The sequence below is a fragment of the Polyangium sp. y55x31 genome (genome assembly GCF_029946505.1).
In the GTDB taxonomy this organism is placed as follows: domain Bacteria; phylum Myxococcota_A; class Polyangia; order Polyangiales; family Polyangiaceae; genus Polyangium.
In genome coordinates this window covers 105278-123462 of the sequence record NZ_JARZHG010000026.1, presented here as the reverse complement: position 1 = coordinate 123462, position 18185 = coordinate 105278, and the positions used below count along the sequence as shown (strand labels likewise).

General features: G+C 69.7%; 10 protein-coding genes. 3 read left to right on the top strand and 7 right to left on the bottom strand.

Annotated features, from left to right (window positions below):
* Window positions 1–24: 24 nt before the first annotated feature.
* Window positions 25–1188 (top strand): hypothetical protein, encoded by a 1164-nt coding sequence (locus tag QHF84_RS34135; protein WP_281317696.1) that lies wholly within the window; start codon window positions 25–27, stop codon window positions 1186–1188.
* A gap of 7 nt (window positions 1189–1195) precedes the next feature.
* Here QHF84_RS34135 and QHF84_RS34130 read toward each other — a convergent pair whose 3' ends face one another.
* Together QHF84_RS34130 and QHF84_RS34125 are read right to left on the bottom strand one after the other, a co-directional pair.
* Complete coding sequence (locus QHF84_RS34130) at window positions 1196–1606, bottom strand: CBS domain-containing protein (protein ID WP_281317695.1); 411 nt, start codon at window positions 1604–1606, stop codon at window positions 1196–1198.
* Window positions 1607–1676: 70 nt separating this feature from the next.
* Window positions 1677–2204, bottom strand: a complete 528-nt coding sequence (locus tag QHF84_RS34125) for a hypothetical protein (protein WP_281317694.1) — start codon at window positions 2202–2204, stop codon at window positions 1677–1679.
* Window positions 2205–2392: 188 nt separating this feature from the next.
* Between QHF84_RS34125 and QHF84_RS34120 the strand changes: the two genes are divergently transcribed.
* Entirely contained in the window at window positions 2393–2830 is a 438-nt protein-coding gene (locus tag QHF84_RS34120) for a hypothetical protein (protein ID WP_281317693.1), read from the top strand.
* A gap of 12 nt (window positions 2831–2842) precedes the next feature.
* On the opposite strand, the gene QHF84_RS34115 is transcribed toward QHF84_RS34120, so the two are convergent.
* From QHF84_RS34115 to QHF84_RS34100, 4 genes are read right to left on the bottom strand one after another with little or no spacing between them, the layout of a single operon-like run.
* Window positions 2843–5326 (bottom strand): CehA/McbA family metallohydrolase, encoded by a 2484-nt coding sequence (locus QHF84_RS34115; RefSeq protein ID WP_281317692.1) that lies wholly within the window; start codon window positions 5324–5326, stop codon window positions 2843–2845.
* Between the two features lie 28 nt (window positions 5327–5354).
* Complete coding sequence (locus tag QHF84_RS34110) at window positions 5355–8735, bottom strand: Zn-binding domain-containing protein (protein ID WP_281317691.1); 3381 nt, start codon at window positions 8733–8735, stop codon at window positions 5355–5357.
* Window positions 8732–11086: a hypothetical protein gene (locus QHF84_RS34105; protein ID WP_281317690.1), complete on the bottom strand. Its 2355-nt coding sequence runs from the start codon at window positions 11084–11086 to the stop codon at window positions 8732–8734. The genes QHF84_RS34110 and QHF84_RS34105 overlap by 4 nt, the downstream gene beginning before the upstream one ends.
* A 21-nt stretch (window positions 11087–11107) precedes the next feature.
* Entirely contained in the window at window positions 11108–14326 is a 3219-nt protein-coding gene (locus QHF84_RS34100) for a tubulin-like doman-containing protein (protein ID WP_281317689.1), read from the bottom strand.
* Window positions 14327–14527: 201 nt separating this feature from the next.
* Here QHF84_RS34100 and QHF84_RS34095 point away from each other — a divergent pair, with 201 nt between their 5' ends.
* Complete coding sequence (locus QHF84_RS34095) at window positions 14528–16012, top strand: arylsulfatase (protein ID WP_281317688.1); 1485 nt, start codon at window positions 14528–14530, stop codon at window positions 16010–16012.
* A 42-nt stretch (window positions 16013–16054) separates the two neighbouring features.
* Here QHF84_RS34095 and QHF84_RS34090 read toward each other — a convergent pair whose 3' ends face one another.
* The gene (locus QHF84_RS34090; RefSeq protein WP_281317687.1) at window positions 16055–18175 is read right to left on the bottom strand and encodes a vWA domain-containing protein; all 2121 of its coding nucleotides are present in this window, start codon (window positions 18173–18175) and stop codon (window positions 16055–16057) included.
* Between the last annotated feature and the right edge of the window lie 10 nt (window positions 18176–18185).

The following is an 18185-nucleotide window of genomic DNA, read 5'->3' as shown; positions in this document are numbered from 1 at the left end:
CTCGATGAGGCACGATGGCTCTCCATGCCTCGCGCCTTCGCCTTGCCCCTGACCCTCGCGACGTTGTTCGTCCTGCCCGCTTGTGGCCCGTCCGAGGCCTCCGGAAGCGGTGGCGCGGCGTCGAGTGGATCCCAGCAAAGCAGCGGCGCGGGCGGCCATGGCGGCGATGCGGGCAGCGGAAACGGAGGCGCGGGCGGCAGCGGCGGCGGGATGGGCGGCAGCGGCGGCGAACCGGGCCCCTCGGCCTGGCAAGTTGTGCTCGATGCGCAGGACCTCGACGGCGCCGTGCTCTCGATCTGGGGCGCGAGCCCCTCACACGTGTTCGCCGTCGGCGGGCCGCTCGGGAACGAGGGATTCGAGACGCTCGTGGTGCGCTTCGACGGCGCTACGTGGAAGCGGCTCGCGCCGGGCGGCACCGAGACGTACTGGTGGGTGCACGGGACGGGCCCCGACGATGTATGGTTCGTCGGGGAAAAAGGGCGCATCACGCACTGGGACGGCGCGTCGTTCACGGAGCACACATCCGGCGTGGAGGCGACGCTCTGGGGCGTCGTGGCCTTCTCGAAGACCGAGGCCTTCGCCGTGGGAGGCACGCCCGGCGGAGGGATTGGCGCGCCAAACGACATCGTCCTCCGCTGGGACGGCGCGGGCTGGAAGCCCGAGCCGCTGCCCGGCGCGCCCCTCGGCCGCACGCTCTACAAGATCTGGGGCAGCGCGCCCGACGATCTCCATGCCGTCGGCGAGAAAGGGACGATCTGGCGCAAGAAAGGCGCGGCGTGGTCACTCGTCGAGCCCGCTCCCACGTCGGGCAAGCTGCTCACCGTGTCCGGGTGCGGGGCGAAGGAGGTGTATGCCGTCGGCGGCTCGGTGGTGCTCCGCTCGGACGGAGATAGTTTTTCCAAAGTGAACGTTTCCCTGACGAACCTCGTCAACGGTGTCGCCTGCGGCCCCTCGGGATCCGCGCTGCTCGTCGGCGACGGCGGGCAAAAGCAGAGGCTCGTGGACGGCGCTTGGATCGACGAGTTCGTCCTCGAGCCTTACGACGACCTGCACGCGGCGTGGTCGGATGGAGAAGGCTCGTTCTGGGCCGTGGGCGGTGATTTTTATGCGCCGAAGGCCGCCGGGGTGCGACGCAAGGGGGTCGTTGCGCGCCATGGCCCGGGCACGTTGCCCGGCGTGGTGCAATGAGCGCGGGCTAGCCGCCCTCGACCTCATCGAGCATCGTGGTCAGGGCCCGCAGCGCGTCGACGGTCGTGAAGAGACCGACCACGGTATCGCCCTCGACGACCACGGCCGAGCCGTATTTCTTTTCGGCCATCGTGCGCGTGACCTCGGCGAGCGGACACTCGGGCGAGACGCTGTAGGGCGGGCCCAGGATGAAGTCCTCGACGCAGGCCATGCCCGCGTCGACGACGCGCATGTTCTCCACGATCTTGAGCTCGCGCTCCGAGAGCAGGCCGATGAGCTTGCCGGCCTCGTCGACGATCGGCAGGTGCCGGAAGCCGTGCTCGTCGAGCAGCTTCATCGCGCGCGCCATCGTGGTCGTGCGCGAGACGGTGAGCGGGCTCCGGGTCATGTACGTGCGAACGATGCGGCGCGTTTCCATGCGGTAACGCGGTACCGCGACACGCCGCGCTCCGCAAGCGGGGAGCAACCTGCCGCGTGACGTCCCGGCGTCAGAGCGGCGGCAGGACGGGCGCGAATCGCTCCTCGAACGAAGCGTCCACGAGCAAGCTGCGATCGAGCTCGACGGTCGTTCCGTCCTTGCCGACGAGCCGGTATCGCGCCTCGCCCATGGCGTCGACCGCGACGAACGAGGTCGTCCGGGTGCGCAGGACGGGCTCGATCGCGAAATACCGGGTCAGAAAGACCCGAATGCGCTGCGCCGCACGCTCGTTGTCCATGTACACGCCGCCGTGCGGGAGGCGGAAATAGACGCGGCTCTGGGCGTCGACGCGGACGTAATAAAATGCGTGGCTCTGCACGCCGTGGCCCCAGAAGCCGACGAGCAGGTATCCCTCGGGGGCAGACCGGAGAAACGGTCCGATTTCGGCCTGGGCGAGGGCGACGCCGTGCGCGTGCGCGACCTCGGAGCCGACGAGCATGGCCGCCGCGTCGAAAGGGCGCAGCGGCTCCGTGGGGAGCATGCCCTCCGGCGGGAGGATGCCGAAACGGTCGTGAAAGGTCTGGACGAGGAGCTGCATCGGCGTCGGGGTCGAGCCTCGTCGTTCCAGGTCCACGGAAGTCCGCATAAAACGATCGCGGCCGGACGACAAGACGACAAGCACGAGCCAAGCCTTTCCCTTCCCTTCGAACCCGGCCCTGCGATAGCCTCGCGGTGATGCGGCGCGGCGGCAAACGAGCGTTCGGGCGGATGGGTGCGTGGTGCGTCATGGTCTTGTCTCTCGCGGGGCTCGCCGCCTCGTGCGGGGGTGGCGGAGCGAGCACCACGAGCGAGGCGCCGAAGACGCCGGCCGTGGCCGAACTGCCCGCATGCACCACGGAGGCGTGCGAGGACCTCTCGGCGTGTCCTTTGACCTCCAAGGAGCACCTCGACGCCTTCAACTGCCGGCCCTGCGGCGAGGAGGCGGCGAAGGACTGCGAGGACGCGAAGGCCTGCACGGTGCGCGACGCGCGGAGCCTGGAGGCGCTCATCTGCCGGGCGATCCGGCAGGAATTGTCCTGCCAGACTGCCATGACGCGGGCGCTCGAAGGCTGGCGCAAGGACGGCGAGCTGCCGTTCGTCGACGAACCCATCGTGAAACGGGCCGTGGAAGAGCGTTACGCGCGGCAAGCCAAGGCCGCCCTCGCTTGCCCGAGCGCGCGCTGACGGCATTTTTCGCTAGCGCACGAAGACGGGGTTCGTGAAGGAGAGCGGCGGGACGCCGGGCACGTAGGCGTCCATGGTCTTCGTGCCGCGGGCGATGGCGAGGATCCAGTCGCCCTTCTCGAACGTCTCGCGGCTGCGCTGTTCGACCGGGCCCTTGCGGCCGGTGATGGGGAAGGTCCGCACGGTTTTTCCGCGCTTGACGAGCTCGATGCGATCGACGTCGATCCAGGGCGGCGCATCGACGCGGACGACGACCTCGGCCTCGCCCGGCGGGATCGTCTCGCCCATGGCTTTGCCGGCGACCTCGATCCGGACGAACGGCCCTCCCGAAACGCTCACATTTCCCTTGCGCAGCGCGTCCACGAAGGCCGCCTCGGAGACCACGCCTTTCACGTCGTTCCCGACGAACACCATGTTCCGGGGCAAACCCGCCTCGTGGTAGACGAGCTTGTGCGAGTCGGAGTTGCCCGTGCCGACGACGCGGAAGCCCGCGTCGAGCAGCGCATACCAGTCGCGCAGGACGGGCTCCACGCCGGCGATGTAGCGGGAATGGTCGCCGTTGTAGACTTCGAGCAGATCGAAGCCCATGTCGGCGAGCGGAGAGCGGTCGAGCCAGCCCTTGAGATCGTCGGTGTCGAGGCGGAGCAGCTCGAAATAACCGATGCCGCCCCAGCGCGGGTGGTTCACCTGGAGGATCGTGCTCGTGCCATAAGGCTTCTGCGCGCGCGCGGCCGCGAAGATTTCGGCCGGCAGGACGCCGATCCAGGGGAGAGGCGCGGACGCGGGGAGGAGCGGGAAGACGTTGAAATGGCCCCAGGCTGGCGAGGTGACCTCGTCGCCGACGATGCTCACGAGGTCCGAGGCGAGGCCCATTTCGCGGATCGTGGGGCCGTAATCGGTGACGGCGTTGTGGTCGGTGGCGACCGCGACGTCGACGCCCACGGAGACGAGGCTGCGCACGCGCTCGGCGAGCGGCGCGGGGGCGTCGGGGGAAGGCTCGGCGTGGAGGTGCAGGTCGGCCGAGACGAACCCTTTCGTATCGACGACACGTTCGAGCTTCGCGCGGACGGTGACCTCGCGGCCCGCGGCCACCTCGATGTCCTCCTCGTGGGCGGTGTACGAAAAGCCGCGCGTGAGGGCGACGTGGTATTTGCCGGGCGGGAGGAAAAGCTCGCGCTCGCCGCGGTCGAGGTACGCGACGTTGAGGGCCGCGCCGAGGAAAGGCTCGTCGCCCCAGTCGGGATCGGGCGTGCCGTCCTTGCCACGCACGAGGAGCCGCGCGGGCATGGGTTTTCCGCCGTCGGTCACGGCGATACGCAGGCGCCCGGCCGAGGGTTTGGCACGCGTAACCTCGGCGGCGAGGGATTCGACGCGGATCCAGGGTCCGGGGGCGTGGCCGGGCGCGACGAGGCGCGCGTCGAAGCAGCCCTCAGGCAGGTCGATGGTGCGGTCTGTCTTGCCAAACAATCGCTCGTCGGCGGCGAGCTCGACGTAGATGCGGCGGTTGCCAGCGCCGTCGCAGCGGGCGAGCTCGACGCGGCTGCCGCGGACGGGGAGCGTGGGGAGGGTGACGCGGCGTCGGGCGGCGGGGGCGCGGCAGGGCAAGGCGAGCGCGGCGTCGCCGGAGGAACGGTCGCTCAGGGTGACGGCGACGCGGCGTCGCTCGGAGGCGCCGGCGTGTACGACGGGGACGACGCGCTCGCCGGTGAGTGCGGCCTCGAAAAACCCATATTCGGGCGAGCCGAAACGAGCGAAGAGCGGGCCATCCTCGGAGCAGAGCGCGTACGCGGTGCCGAGGCTCTGGCGGGCGACGAACTCGGTGCGGAGCTGATAACCCCGCGTGACGGGCCCCGCGCCCTCGATCCAGGTGGGAACGTTGCCCCAGTGGATGTTCTCGCCGAGGGTGACGGCGAGCGCGGGGAGGCGCATGGCCGCGCCGAGGGGGCCGGGATCGACGGGCTCGATTTCGGGCGAGGTCACGGCGACGCTCTCGATCCAGAGCGCATCACCCGGGCCGAAGAAATAAAAACTCACGTGCGTGAGGGGCTGGCCACGCACGGCACGATCGACACGGACGATGTTTTTTTTTTGCCCGACGAGCTCGACGCGGACGACGTCGGTGGCCGCGACGCCGAGGCCCATCTGGAGGACGGATTGCAGGGAGACCATTCCATCGGCGCCGCCCTCGGGGCCATAATCGACGAGGTGGCCTCGCGCGGAGACGACGGCGACGCGGCCCGCGTGCGAAAGGACGAAATCGCCCGGGCGGGCGTCGACGCGCAAGCCTTTGAGCGGGACCTTTTCGCGGGCGTCGACGGGCGCGGCGGTGCCGAGGGCGCCGCTCGGAGGCTCGACCGGGACCTCGCGCGGGACGACGGGAGCAGGCGGCTCCTCGGGAGGATCGGAGGCAGGCGCGCCGGTGGGGCCGGTGGGCGCGGCGGCGCAGGAGGCGGCGACGGCGGCGAGCGCGAGGACGAACGGGGAGGAGAGGCGCATCGAGGGGCGGGAGGATACCCGAAAGGCGCTAGCTCCGGCCGAGGATCTTTCCGAGGAGCTCACGCACCCCCCGCTTGTCGAGCTTGGTCTCGTCCCCCGGCGTCGCGTGGCATTGCGGGATTTGCAAGCACGACGGGCACCCGTCGGCCGCGGCGCAACGCGCCGGGCAACGCTCGACGATCGCCAGGGAAAACCCGGCGATGACGCGCAGGACGTCGAGCGTCACCGCCTCGGAAAAACCCACGCCGCCCGGGTGCGCGTCGACGAACGCGATCGCGGGTGTCTCGGCGGCGCCGAAGCGCGCGGCGCGCACGATGAGCAGGTCCTCCTCGCGGCACCACACGAGCGCCGGCAAGGTGACGCGGAAAAGATGCACGAGCGCGTGCAGCGTGCCCTCGCCAATCGCGCCGAACGAAGCCTCGGGCAAGGCGAGGACCGCGGCCTTCGTGGCATAACGATGCAGGAGCGGCTCGGCGTAAAGGGTGACGTCGCGCGGCTTTCCGTCGGGGCCGTGGCGGCGCAGGCCGAGGCTGCGTTCCTCGACCTCGACGAGCCTGCGCTCGAAGATGAACTGCGCGCCGCCGAGCGATCGGAGCGGTTCGGCGCGGCGTTCGGCGCGCTCCCCTTCCCCGCCCTGCTTGGGTTGTTCTTTGCGGCGCTCGATCGGCGTGATCGTGATTTCGCGAATGGGGCTCGTGACGAGCAAGCGCTCCTCGCGCTCGCACGCGACGCGGCCCGCGGCGAGGCCGTCCTGCTCGGAGGCGGGTTTGACCACGTACCGGCCGCCGCGGAAGACGAAGATGCGTCCGGGATACGCGGCCGAGAGCATACGCGCACGCTCGACGCCATAAAGGACCTCGCCCGTGTGGCGATCGACGAGCTGCGCAGGCTCGGCCGCGACGTCGAAACAAAGCGTGGGGTGCGCCTCGCCGGCCGCGGAGATCCGCGAGACCTCGCGGCGCTCGCCGGTCTCGGGATCGAGGACGGTGTGTACGGTCCGCGCGAGGCGCGTGGCCTCGGGGGAGGCGGAAGCCGCCGGGGAAAGCTCGTTTTGCACGACGGGGCGCGAGAAGTCGGCGGCGAGCTCTTCCTCGCTCCACGAGGCCTCGACGAGCGCCGCCCGCAGGTGCGCGCGTTGAATGGACTCGGCGAGCGGATCGACGACGAGCGCGCAGCCGAGATCGAGGTCGGGGTGGCGGAAATGCGGGCGCTCGGCCGCGAGGAGCGAGGAGAACGGATCGGGATCGGGTTGCCAGAGGACGAGGATTTTCCGTTCGAGATCCGTCTGCGCAATGGCCTCGGCCTTCAGCTCGCCGGGCGATTGCGGGGTTTCCGGTTGGTCCGGCAAAACCTCTTTGGGCTCGGGCTTCGGCGGCGCGATGGCCTTGCCGACACGCTCGCCGGCGCCGAGGGCGGCGACGCGAGCTTCGGGGACGGTGGCGGCGCGGAAGCCGACGTGGGCCGCGAGGATCGGGCTCTTTCCGTACGTCGCGGCGCGGACGCGGGCAATGACGACTTCGGCCTCGGAGAGGGCGCGCGAGAGCTCGTGGCGCTCCTCGGCGAAGGCGCGGCCGCGCGTGGCGACGTCGCGGCCGAGGGTCCATTCGTTGGCCCGCGCGACGTCGGCTCGCGAGAGGACGTCGTCGTACCCGAAGAGCTCCGCGGAAAAACCCTGCGCGAGTGATTCGCCGAGCGCGCGCACGGCAGGATGCACGTCGACCTGGGCGCGCGGGCGCGGGGGGAGGAAATACGAGACGATCGGGGGGCGCGGGGCGCCGTCGACCTCGGGGCCGAGCACGAGCATGGGGCGGCCGACGAGGCGCTCGCCGAGCTGGCCGAGGTCGCGGAAGGAAGGATCGGCCGTGCAGAGGAAACGAATACGCTCGCCGCGTTCGAATGTGCGGGCGGAGGCGCGCGCGGCGGCGCGGCGGAGGCGGCGGAGAAGCAAGGCGAGGTGCGCGCCGGGGGCGCCGTGCCATTCTTCGAGGTCGGGGAGGACGACGAGCCCGAGGCCACCGAGGAAGGCGGACCATTCTTTTTGCCGGCCGCAAAGCTCGCGGTGCACGCCCTCGGGGTCGGCGAAGACGAGCGAGGGCGAGGCGTGTGTCGGATCGGCCGCGCCCGCGCCGGACGCGATGTTCGCGGCGTGGACGTTCCATTTCCAGCGCAGGGCCTCGGCGCGCGCGAGGACGCGCCGCTCGGCCACACGCGCGGCCGCGGCGGAGGGCGCGAGCCAGAGGACGTTCTCGGCCTCGACGAGGAGCGCGTAAAAAAGGAGCAGGTCGAGCGTCGTGGTTTTTCCCGAGAGCGGCGGCGTGCAGAGGAGGATGTTTTTCCGATCCTCGAAAGCATCGCACGCGAGGCCCTGGTGGACGTAGAGGCCCTTTCCGGCGCCGAGCTCGCGCGAGAGATCGTCGAGCAAACGTTTGGCGCGTAAAGCGGTCCCGGGCGAGATGCGGGCCGGTTCGACGCCCGGCGTCTCGGGGGGCAGGAGCAAGGGGCCCTGGGCCGCGTGAATGGCCTCGACGAGCGGGCGGAGCGCGGGCCTCGGCGCGGGCGGCTCTTCTTTTTTCTCGGACTCGGGTTTGTCGGGGTTCTTCGTGCGGGTGGCGAGGTTCCGGCGGAGGCCGTCGAGCGCGATTGCGGCGCCGACCCAGAGAGGTGCCGAAAAATGCCCGGCTACCGCGGCCGGGAGGGCGAGCGCGGCGAGGCCGGCGAGGGCGAACACGAGCGGGCCTTGCCAGCGCACGAAGCGGGCCTCGACGTATTCGACGCTCGTCCAGTGGCCGAGGAGCTTGAAGACGCGGCCGAATCGGTCGTCGGCGAGGGGCGCGCTCTCGACGGGTTTGACCGGGAGCGGCCGGCCCTCGGCGAGGGCCTTGGCGATGGCTTTTTGCTGTTCGAGGCGCTCGCGCGCGAGGACGTCGTCGGGCTTCTGTTCGAGCGAGCCGAGCTCTTCGATCGTACGCGCCGCCCAGAAGACGAGGCCGAGATAGACGACGGCGCCGAGGAGCAAGGCGAGCGGCAAATGCACGGGGCCGGGGAGCACGAATCGCCCGCCCGCGGCGAGGGCGAGGATTTTACGCAAGGCCTCGTATGCTTCCCGCCCCTCCCCCGGCGCGAGGAGCAACAGCACGCGCTCCTCGATCAGGAGCATGTCGTAATGGGCGAGCAGGGCGTCGACGATCGCCACGACGAGCGAGAGCGCGAAGACGACGAGGCCGGCGAGCGCAAAGAGCGGGCCGGTGGAGACGCGGACGGCGCGGAGCTCGAAGCGGGCTTTCGCGAGGGCGCCAAGATAAAGGAGAATGGCGATGGCAATGGCCATGCCGCCGAGGGCCGTACGAATGGGTTTGGCCTGGGCGAGGCGGGACCATTCGCCGAGGAGCGCGAGGATCGCGTCGATCACGGATCCTCCGAGCGTGCGAGGGCGAGCGATTCGAGCGGCAGGCCCGTGCGCGCGACGACGAGCAGGATCGAATCGGGATCCGGCGAGAGGGCCCGCACGTCCCAGGCGCCCTCGAAGCCCCCCTCGGCGAGCGCGGCGTCGACGAGCTTGCGCGCCTCGGGCGGCGCGAAGAGGAGGCGGAGCGGCGCGGGGGCCTCGGCCGCATATTTCGAGGCGAGCTCGAGGCCGGGCGAGAGCTTGAGGAAGAGGCGGCGGAGGAAGCTCTTGGCCGAGGATTCGGCGGCCTTGTGCAAAGCGGATTTGCCTTCCTCGAAGGGCGAGGTTTTCTCGAAGGATTCGAGCTCGGCGTGGCAAAAGGCGAGCAGGTCGTCGTGCGCGGCGAACGGGGCTTCGGTCCAGGGATGCTCGGCGAGGCTCTCGCGGAGCCAGCGTTCGGCGGCGGCGCTCGGCTCGGGCGGGCGGATTTCGGCGTAAATGGCGTCGACGTCGTCGCGGCCGACGATGGTCGCGTGCAGGACCGAGGTGGAGAGCAGGCCGCCGGAAAAGAGGTGGCGTTCGCTTTCGTGTTCTTCGCGGTGCAGGGCACGATCGGCGGCGGCGAGGGCGGCGCGCGTGGCTTCGAGGGCGGCGATGGTCTGCTCGATGCGGCCGAGGAGGTGCGCGAGGACGCGCTGGACCCAGAGGAGGCGCGCGTAATGCAAGCGTCGCTCGTAATGGCCGATGAGGTCTTCGCGGATGTGGCGCGCGATCGACTGCGCGAGGTCGTCCCGGGCCTCGCAGGCCCAGTTGTGGTGGCGTTTGCGGTGTTTCCAGAGGCGATACCCCGTCGAATACGCCGAGACGCCGGCAGCGGCGAGGAGCGGGACCGGCGGCGTGAAGAAGGGGCGGAGGCGGCCGTTCGGCAAAGGGGAGACGGCGTCGAAGAAGGGCGGGAATGGGGCGAGCAGGGCGCGATAAGAGGAGACGAGCACGCCCGAGAGGAGGAGCGCGGAGACGAGGCCGAGGGCGGCGCCGAGCACGACCATGCGGCGCGGGCGCGGGCGATAGGAGATGGCCTCCTCCAGTGCGGCGAGTTTTTCCGCGAGCGGCGAGGGCGGGAGCGGCGAGAGCTCGGGGGCCTCGATCGCACGGACGACCTCGTCGAGATACCCTTTCGCGCGGGTGCGTGCGTCCCGTAAAACCAAGAGGGCCCGCGCGTGGCCCGTGGGGCGCTCGGCGACGAGCTCGGCGACGCGGGCAGCGATCGCGCGTTCGCCGCCTTCGAGGCGGACCTTGCCGCGTTGTTCGAGCGCGGCCGCGAGTTTGTCCATGCGGAACCGCTCGACCTCGTCCCGGAACGCGCCGATCGTGGCCTCGGCGCGCGCCCGGAAGAGCGAGCCGAATTTGCGTTCGAGCAGCGTCTCGGGGTCGTCGTCCCATTCGATCGGGGGGACGTCGATCGTGGGCGGCGCGAGCAATTCGAGGAGCGGCTCGGCCTCGGCGAGCTCGGTGTCGAGGCGGCTTTGCGTGGGGACGAGCGGCGCGGCGAGCGAGGCGATGTCGAGCGCGGCCGGATCGACGGGGGCGCGGAGGAGCGCGAGGATCTCGCGGCCGAGGCGCGCGGCGGCGATACGCGAGAGTGCCGCGTGATCGAAGACGAGGCTCGCGCAGGCGAACGTGGCGAAGGTGCCGGGCGGACCGTCGTCCTCGACGAGGCGGCGCACGCCGCGATCGTCATCGCGCACCGGCGGCAAGCACAATGTCGAGAGGAATGCCGCAAAGGAGCGGACCATCTCGGCGCGGGAGAGGAGGTATTTGCCGCTCTGGTCCTCGACGAGATAGACGCGGCCGCCGAGGCGCGCGCGGGCCGAGGATTGCGTTTGTCGGGACAGGTCGGCGAGGGAGGAGGCTGCGCGCGCCATCACGGCCCGGTCGCCGGTGCGGGGGCAAAAGAGTAGCGGGCAGACGACGAGCGCGCCGTCACCCGAGCGCAGGATGGCCGAGAAGGCGCGGCGCAGGCCCGAAGCGAGGGCGGCGGCGAGGGGCGCGACGAGGGGCGCGACGGAGGGCTCGCCGAGGTCGGCGACGACGAGGACGTCGCAAAGCGGGCCACGCGGATCGGTCGGGGACGAGGAGCCGAGGTAATGGCCGACGTCGAGCAGCGCCGCGAGCGCGTCCTCGGCGCGCTTCACGATCGGGGAATACGGGTCCTTCGCATTCGGATCGAGGGCCGGGGCGTCGGGTTTGCTTTCCGCGCCCACGGCGATTTCGAGCGCGACGAGCGAGCCGCCGCGGGCCGCGCGCGCGACGTCACGGCCGAAGGCGCCCACGCCGACGAGCAGCGTGGGACGCCTCGTTCGATCGTCGATCACGCGCACGCGCCCCCCGGGGCCTCAGAGCCCTTTTTCCCGGCGGAACACCGCGACGCATTCGAGCTCGCGAGCGAGGTGCTCGAGCTCGGGTTTGCCGCCCGCGCCGTCGGCGAGTTTGACCAGACGCTCGATGTCGGCGATGTGCGCTTCGAGGCGCGAGGCGAGCTCGGAGAGGTTGCGGTCCTCCTCGATCCGGAGAAGAAGCGCTGCACACGCGCGACGCACCCAGGTTTTTTGCGCGTCGATGCGGCCGCGGTAACTCGAAAATGCCTGATCGCGGAACTTGCCGAGCTTGCGGCGATCCTCCGGTAGATCCGGATCCTCGATGAAGTAGACCCCGTCCACGCGGCGGATGACACCGAAGCAAACCGCGAGCGTGAAATCACGCATGTCGTCCGTGCGGACCTGCTCCTCGCCGGCCTTCTTGCGGACGAGCGAGACCCGCTCCATCCAGGCGAGCTTGGAGTCGTTCTCGCGCACGCCGTCGATCGAGATGCGGAAGAGGCGCGTATCCGGCTCCGGCGCGCCCTCCCAGTTCCGGTCGATGTGCAGCGGGATCTGCGGGACGCCCTTGGGCAAACCCGGGACCTTCGCGCCCTCGGCGAGCTCCTTGTCCTTCACCGCGCGATAACGGCGCTCGTAATCGGACAAACTCTTCACCGCGTGCAGCGGGCAGCCGAGCCGCGCGAGGTAGAAGATGATCTCGTACGGGTGCTCCGAGGCGACGATCTGGCCACGATCGACGCGGTGCGTGGCGAGGTGCGCGAGCACGGGCCCGAGCGTGCGCTCGTAATCGCCGTGCATGACGACGTACGCCTTGTCCGGAAGGAGCGGCGCGCCCGCGCCGAGCGTCACGAAGGGCGCACATTTCGCGGCCGCGAATTCGAGCTTGTCCTTGATGTACTTCTGGATCTCGTCCTCGGGCGTGCGGCGCGCCTCTTCGATCCATTGCGGATCGGACGCGGGCGGGAGCGGGCCGCCGCGGCGTTCGAGCCTGCGCGAGGCCGAGACGAGCTGAGCCTCGAAACGAAGCTCTTCGTCGATGCGGAGGCCACGCTCTTCGAGGCCGCCCGCGATGCGGCCTCGAAGCGCGGCGGAGGCGAGCTGGACGAGGTCGTCGATGATGCGGCGCTCGATGTCCTGCTCGGCGCCGCCCTGGCTCGCGACCGCCGCGAGGCGCGAGAGCGCGCCGGAGAGCTGGAGATCACTCGGGCGCACGAGGCGCGCATAAAGGTGATCCCAGAGCCGATGGCCGGTGCGGTGGTCCTGGAGGACCTCGACGTCGAGCACATAGCGATTCGCGTCGCCGCCCTCGTGCCGCCGGCCGCCCGCGGAGACGATACGCGCGGCGCGCTCTTCGAGGCGGCGCTGAATGCGATCGACCCGCGCGAAGAAGTGGAAGCTCGACAGGCGGCGGCGATCGAGCTCGCGCAGGACTGCCGCGAAGTACTCGATCAAGGCGTTCGCGCGGATGCGCGCGCGGAGGCCGTCGAGCACGTCGCGATACCAGCCGGCGAAGGAGGCCGCGACCTCGAAGTAATCGTTTTCCCGGCCCGGGAGTTTTTCGAGGAGCGTCTCCGGCGCGGCCGCGGCGAGCTCGTCGACGCGGCGCTTGAAGTCCTCGCCGAGGCGGCCGTCCGAGAGGACGAGGCCTCGTTCGTAGGCCTTGCGCGCAGTCTCCTGCTCGGCCGCGACGGCCTGCCTCAGCAAGGCGTGGAAATAACGCGCCTCGGTCGGGCCCTTGTCCTTCGCGAGCTCGGTGAGCGAAAGCTCGCCGGATTCGGCCGCGACACGCAATGCCGCCTCGCGCGCCCGCTCACGCGCGGCGTCCTCGCTCTTGCCGACCTGGACCTTGAGCGCGGCGAAGGCCTGCGCGGTCTCGGAGCGGACGCGCTCGGGGTCGCGCTCGAACGTCGAAAGCTCGGCCTCGTCCCAGCCGCGCAGCTTGATGGCCTCGTCGATGCGCTTGGCGACGTCCTCACGCGTGCGGCGGAGGAACGCGCCGATCGTGCCCTCGCCGCCGCTGCCGCCGCCGCGCGCCCACTCGACGGCGCGGCGATACGGCTCTGCATCCTCGCCCTTGCCTTCGGCCTTGCTTTCGAGGCCACGGACGAAGGCCTGATCGGCCGCGTCGAGGTCGGCGCCGTCGCCGAGCGCCGCGCTGCCGCCGGGCACGGCCGCGAGCAAGAGCTCCGCGCCGAGCTTCAAGGCCGCGTGTTCGAGGACGTCCTCGACGGGCAGGACGAGCGCGCCGATGCCGAAGGAGCCGAACGACTTGGTAAAACCCTGCTCGTCGAGCTGCATCAGCTCGCGCGTGTCGTTGTCGAGCGTCGAGCCCTCGCGATCGAGGATGGAGGTGAAGATCTGCGCGTGCGCCGCGTCGGCGATCGCGGGGTAGACCTCCTGCGAGTCGGCGAGGACGACGCCGCTCTCGGTCTTCTCCTCGACGAGATAGATCTGATCGAAGGGAGGCCGGTCGACCAGCACGCGCTCGGGGTTGTCCGGGTCGTAGTGGAACTCGACGGGCGCGGCGGGGCCGGCGCTCTGGAGGAGCTCGAGCTCCTGGAGGGCCGCGTAGCCGTTCGACATGATCTTGTCGAACTGGTTCGGCGGCAGGCCCTTGCCGCGAAAAACGTTCGGCAGGACGAACGTGCCGATGATGCGATGTCCACGCTGGCCGCCGAGGAGGCGCCGGACCGTGAGCGCCATCGTGGCGAAGCCGCCGGAGCCGGTGCCGCCGGCGAGGGAGGCATAGACGTGGATCTTGGCGGCCTTGTTGGCGCGGAAGGGGTTGTGGACGTCGTAGGCGCGGCGGATCGCCTTCTCCAAGGTCTCGAGGATCTTGGCGCGATCGTTTTCGAGGTGGTGGTAGAGCGAGAGGCGGCTCTCGATGCGGATCTGGCCGGCGCCCTTGCCGCGGTGCGCGCGGGGCTGGTACCACGCGGGCCACCACTGCTCGAAGAGAGGATCGGCCTTGGCGTGGAGCTTTCCGCGCTTGAGCTCGACGTACTCGGGCTTGTCGAAGTCCGAGAGGACGAACTTGTGGGCCGCGTCGATCCAGACGAGCCGCGCGAGGTCGTCGGCGTCGGTGTCGAACGCGAAGAAGTGTACGAGGTCCTTGTATCGCTCGAACGAGTCTTCCTGCTTCACCTTGCGGGCGAGCTCGTCGACGATGGCGCCTCCCGCGCCCCCGAGGCCAATGAAAAATGCGGGGGCGATCTTCTTTTCGCTGAGCGGCATGCGTTTCCCCTCCCCGAGAGCGGGGGCTGCGGAGCGTACCAGAGTCGGGAGGGCCGTGGAAAGATCGATGTTCCAGAACAACTCCCTGTACTTCCACGACGATCCACGGGAGCGGCCCTCGCGAGGGCGGGGGGGCGCCTGCTGACCTCGCCGGCCACCCCGCACTAGGTTCCGCGCACACCACCAAAGGGGGGACCATCCATGCGGAAGCACAAGAAAACCGCGCAGGGCAAGAAGCCCAACATCCTCATCATCTGGGGCGATGACATCGGTCAGTTCAATCTCAGCGCCTACAACAGGGGCTTGATGGGCTACAGGACGCCCAATATCGACCGACTCGCCAAGGAAGGCGCGCTGTTCACGGACTGGTATGGCCAGCAGAGCTGCACCGCCGGCCGCGCGGCGTTCATCACCGGTCAGTCGCCCATCCGCACGGGCCTCACCAAGATCGGAATGCCGGGCGGGCCCGAGGGATTGAAGGTGGAAGATCCGACGATCGCCGTCTTGCTCAAGGCGCGCGGCTACATGACCGGCCAGTTCGGGAAGAACCATCTCGGTGATCGCGATGAAATGCTGCCGACGAACCACGGATTCGACGAGTTCTTCGGCAACCTCTACCACCTGAACGCGGAGGAGGAGCCGGAGCACCCCGACTATCCGAAGGATCCGCAGTTCAAGAAGAGGTTCGGCCCGCGCGGCGTCATTCACAGCTTCGCCAATGGCCGCATCGAGGACACCGGCCCGCTGACGAAAAAACGCATGGAGACGATCGACGAGGAGATCACCAAAAGGGCGCTCGACTTCATGGCGCGCGCCAAGAAGGCAAAGAAGCCCTTCTTCCTCTGGTGGAACTCCACGCGCATGCACGTCTTCACGCACCTGAAGAAGTCGGCGCAGGGCAAGACTGGTTATGGCATTTACGCCGATGGACTCGTCGAGCATGACGGCCAGGTCGGCCAATTGCTGGACAAGCTCGAGGAGCTAGGCCTCGCGGAAGACACGATCGTGATGTATTCCACCGACAATGGCGCGGAAACCTTCACCTGGCCCGACGGCGGCACGACGATGTTCCGCGGCGAGAAAAATACGAACTGGGAAGGTAGCTACCGCGTGCCCTGCCTGATCCGATGGCCCGGCGTCGTCGAGCCCGGCACGGTCATCAACGACACCGCCGCGCATGAAGACATGCTGCCGACGCTGCTGGCAGCGGCGGGAGATCCCGGCATCAAGGAACAATTGTTGAAAGGCAAGAAAGTCGGCGACAGGAACTACAAGGTCCACCTCGACGGCTACAACCTCCTGCCCGCGCTCCAGGGTCAGGGGCCATGGCCGCGACGGGAGTTCCTGTACTGGACCGACGACGGCAGCATCGCGGCGCTGCGTTATGACGATTGGAAGGTCACCTTCCTGCGGCAAGACGCCCACGGGCTGCGTGTCTGGATCGAGCCATTCACGGAGCTGCGCGCGCCGCTGATGACGAATCTGCGCATGGACCCGTTCGAGCGTGCCGAGTACGAGGCCATCGGTTACGGGCGCTGGTACATGGAGCACATGTTCGTGGTCCTGCCCGCGGTGGCCTACGTGGGGCAGTGGCTCGAGAGCTTCCGCGAATTCCCGCCGCGCCAGAAGCCAGGCACCTTCAATCTCAACCGCGTGATGGAAGCGGTGATGAACCTCAGGCAGTGATGCCGCACGGGCGGGCCGGGGGTACATCCCAGGCTGAGGACCTCACCGCGGGCTCCACCAGAAGACGAGCCCGGTCCCCTCGATCGCGTATTTCACGCCCGGTGAGACGCGGAACCAGCCATTCACGAGCCTCGGCTCGCGGGGCTCGCCCCCGCTGAAATCGTCCTCGCGCGGGAGCTCCGTCGCGCGTTTGCCCCCGACGGGGCGGGCGAGGACGGCGCCGCCGGGGCCCGCGCGGAGCTCGACGACGCCGCCGCGCGGCATGGGGCCCATCGGGCCGATGGTGATGCGCGCCGATCGATAAAGGCCCGCGCGCGCCTTCGTCCCGAGCGGGAATTTGGCCTGGCGCGGGAGATCGGGGTCGCGGCGATCTTCGTAATGGAGGATCGCCGTGCGCCGGAAGCGCGCCGGGAGCATGAGGCCGATGATGAGGAAGAAGGCGGTGAAGGCCGCGAGGAAGAGCTGGATGTTACGGCCGTAACGCTCCCAGAACGTGAGCGGGACGATCGTGACGGGGACGCGGACGGTGACCGCGCGATCCTCGAAGCCCTGCGGCTTTTTGGGGACGATGCGGAGCGTGATCTCGCGGGGGCCGGGCGGCGCGTCGCGGCCGACGATGAGGGTGACGTCGAATTGTTTCTTCGTGGCAGGCCCAATCTCGACGTCGCGATGCGAGAGCGACATGCCCTCGCGGTTGCCCTCGTTCTCGAGGTGCTCGTGCTCGAGGTCGGCGAAGATGAGCTCGCCGACGTCGCTGCCTTCGAGGGAGATGATGGCGGCGGCGCGGCCGTCCTGTTTGACCGGGCCAAACGGCTGGGTGACGGCGGCTTTCAGGTGAATCGGCGGAATGACGCGGACCGGGGCGCCCCGGGTCTCGCGCGTGAGGACGCCCGACTCGCCCGGGCTCATGCGGCCGAGGAGGCACAAAGCACCCTTTTTCGAGGGCGTGATCGTGGCCTCGAACGAGCCGTCCGCGAGCGCGCGGAGGGGCACGGGAGCGGCCGCGGCGAGGGCCACGTCGTCGCATGCGTTCACGCCTTCCACGGCTGCGAGGGAGAATGCGTGGCGGTCGAGGAAGGTCTTCGACGGGGCTTTTCCGCCCGGGGTCGCGAGGCGAAGTTTTACGGTGGCGCTTTTGCCGGTTTCGAGGACCTCGGGCAAACCCGGGAATGAGAGGTGCAAATCGAGGTTTTGCAGGATCGCATACCGGCCTCCCGTGCCGCCGCCGGAGACGTCGAGGCGATACGCGCCAGGCTCGGGGGCGTCGAGGCGCAGGAGGCGGTACGCAGGGTTGTCCGAGAAATACACGCCGGGACGATCGCCCGTGGTGGAGACCTCCGCCCCCTTCGGATCGAAGAGGCGCATGCCGAGCTTCGGGGGGCCGACGAGGACGACGTCGAGCGAGGCCGCGCCTTCGTCGACGGGAACGGAAATCGAAGGCGCAGACGCGCCCTCGGTGAGGCGGCCGCCGAAGAGGCGGGCATAGATGTCGGCGAAGAGGCGCGGGAGCTCGTCGGGGCGATCGGTGGCGACACCGATGCCGCCCGTGCGGCGGCCGAGGTCTTCGAGGAAGGCACGCGGGGCGCTCTTCGACAAACCAACGGCGTAGATGCGGGTTTTGCCGAAGGAAGGGACGAGGTCGTCCAGGACCTTGGCCTGACAAACCTGTTCGACCCTGGTCTTGCCGCCGCTCGCGCGCGCGGCGTCCGCGAGCGGGCCATGCGGGTCCGGATCGCAGCGGCCGTCCGTGAGGAAGACGATGAGGTCCTGGTCGCCGGGGGCGCGAGGTTTGCCCGCGAGCAAGCGGTGCGCGCCTTCGAGGCCGGCGGTGAAATCGGTCCAGTTTCCATCGTTGCCGACGGCGCGGATGGCCTGCTTGATCCGAGCGCGATCGTCGGGCGTCCGCACGACGACGAGGGTGGGCATGGCGTCACGCGCGGCGCCGTCGAAGCCGACGACGGCGAGCTCGTCGCCGCTGCGCGTGAGGTCGACGAAGAGCTCGGCCGCGACCTTGCGGAGCTCCTTGGGGTCGGTGCCGCGCATCGACGAGGAGGCGTCGATGACGAGGACCGTGCGGAGCGCGCCGTCGGCCGAAGCGAGGCGCGGCGCGAGCATCGCCCCGGTGATCAGCGCGGAGCAGAGGAGCCTCGGGAAGGTCTTCATGGCGCCTGTC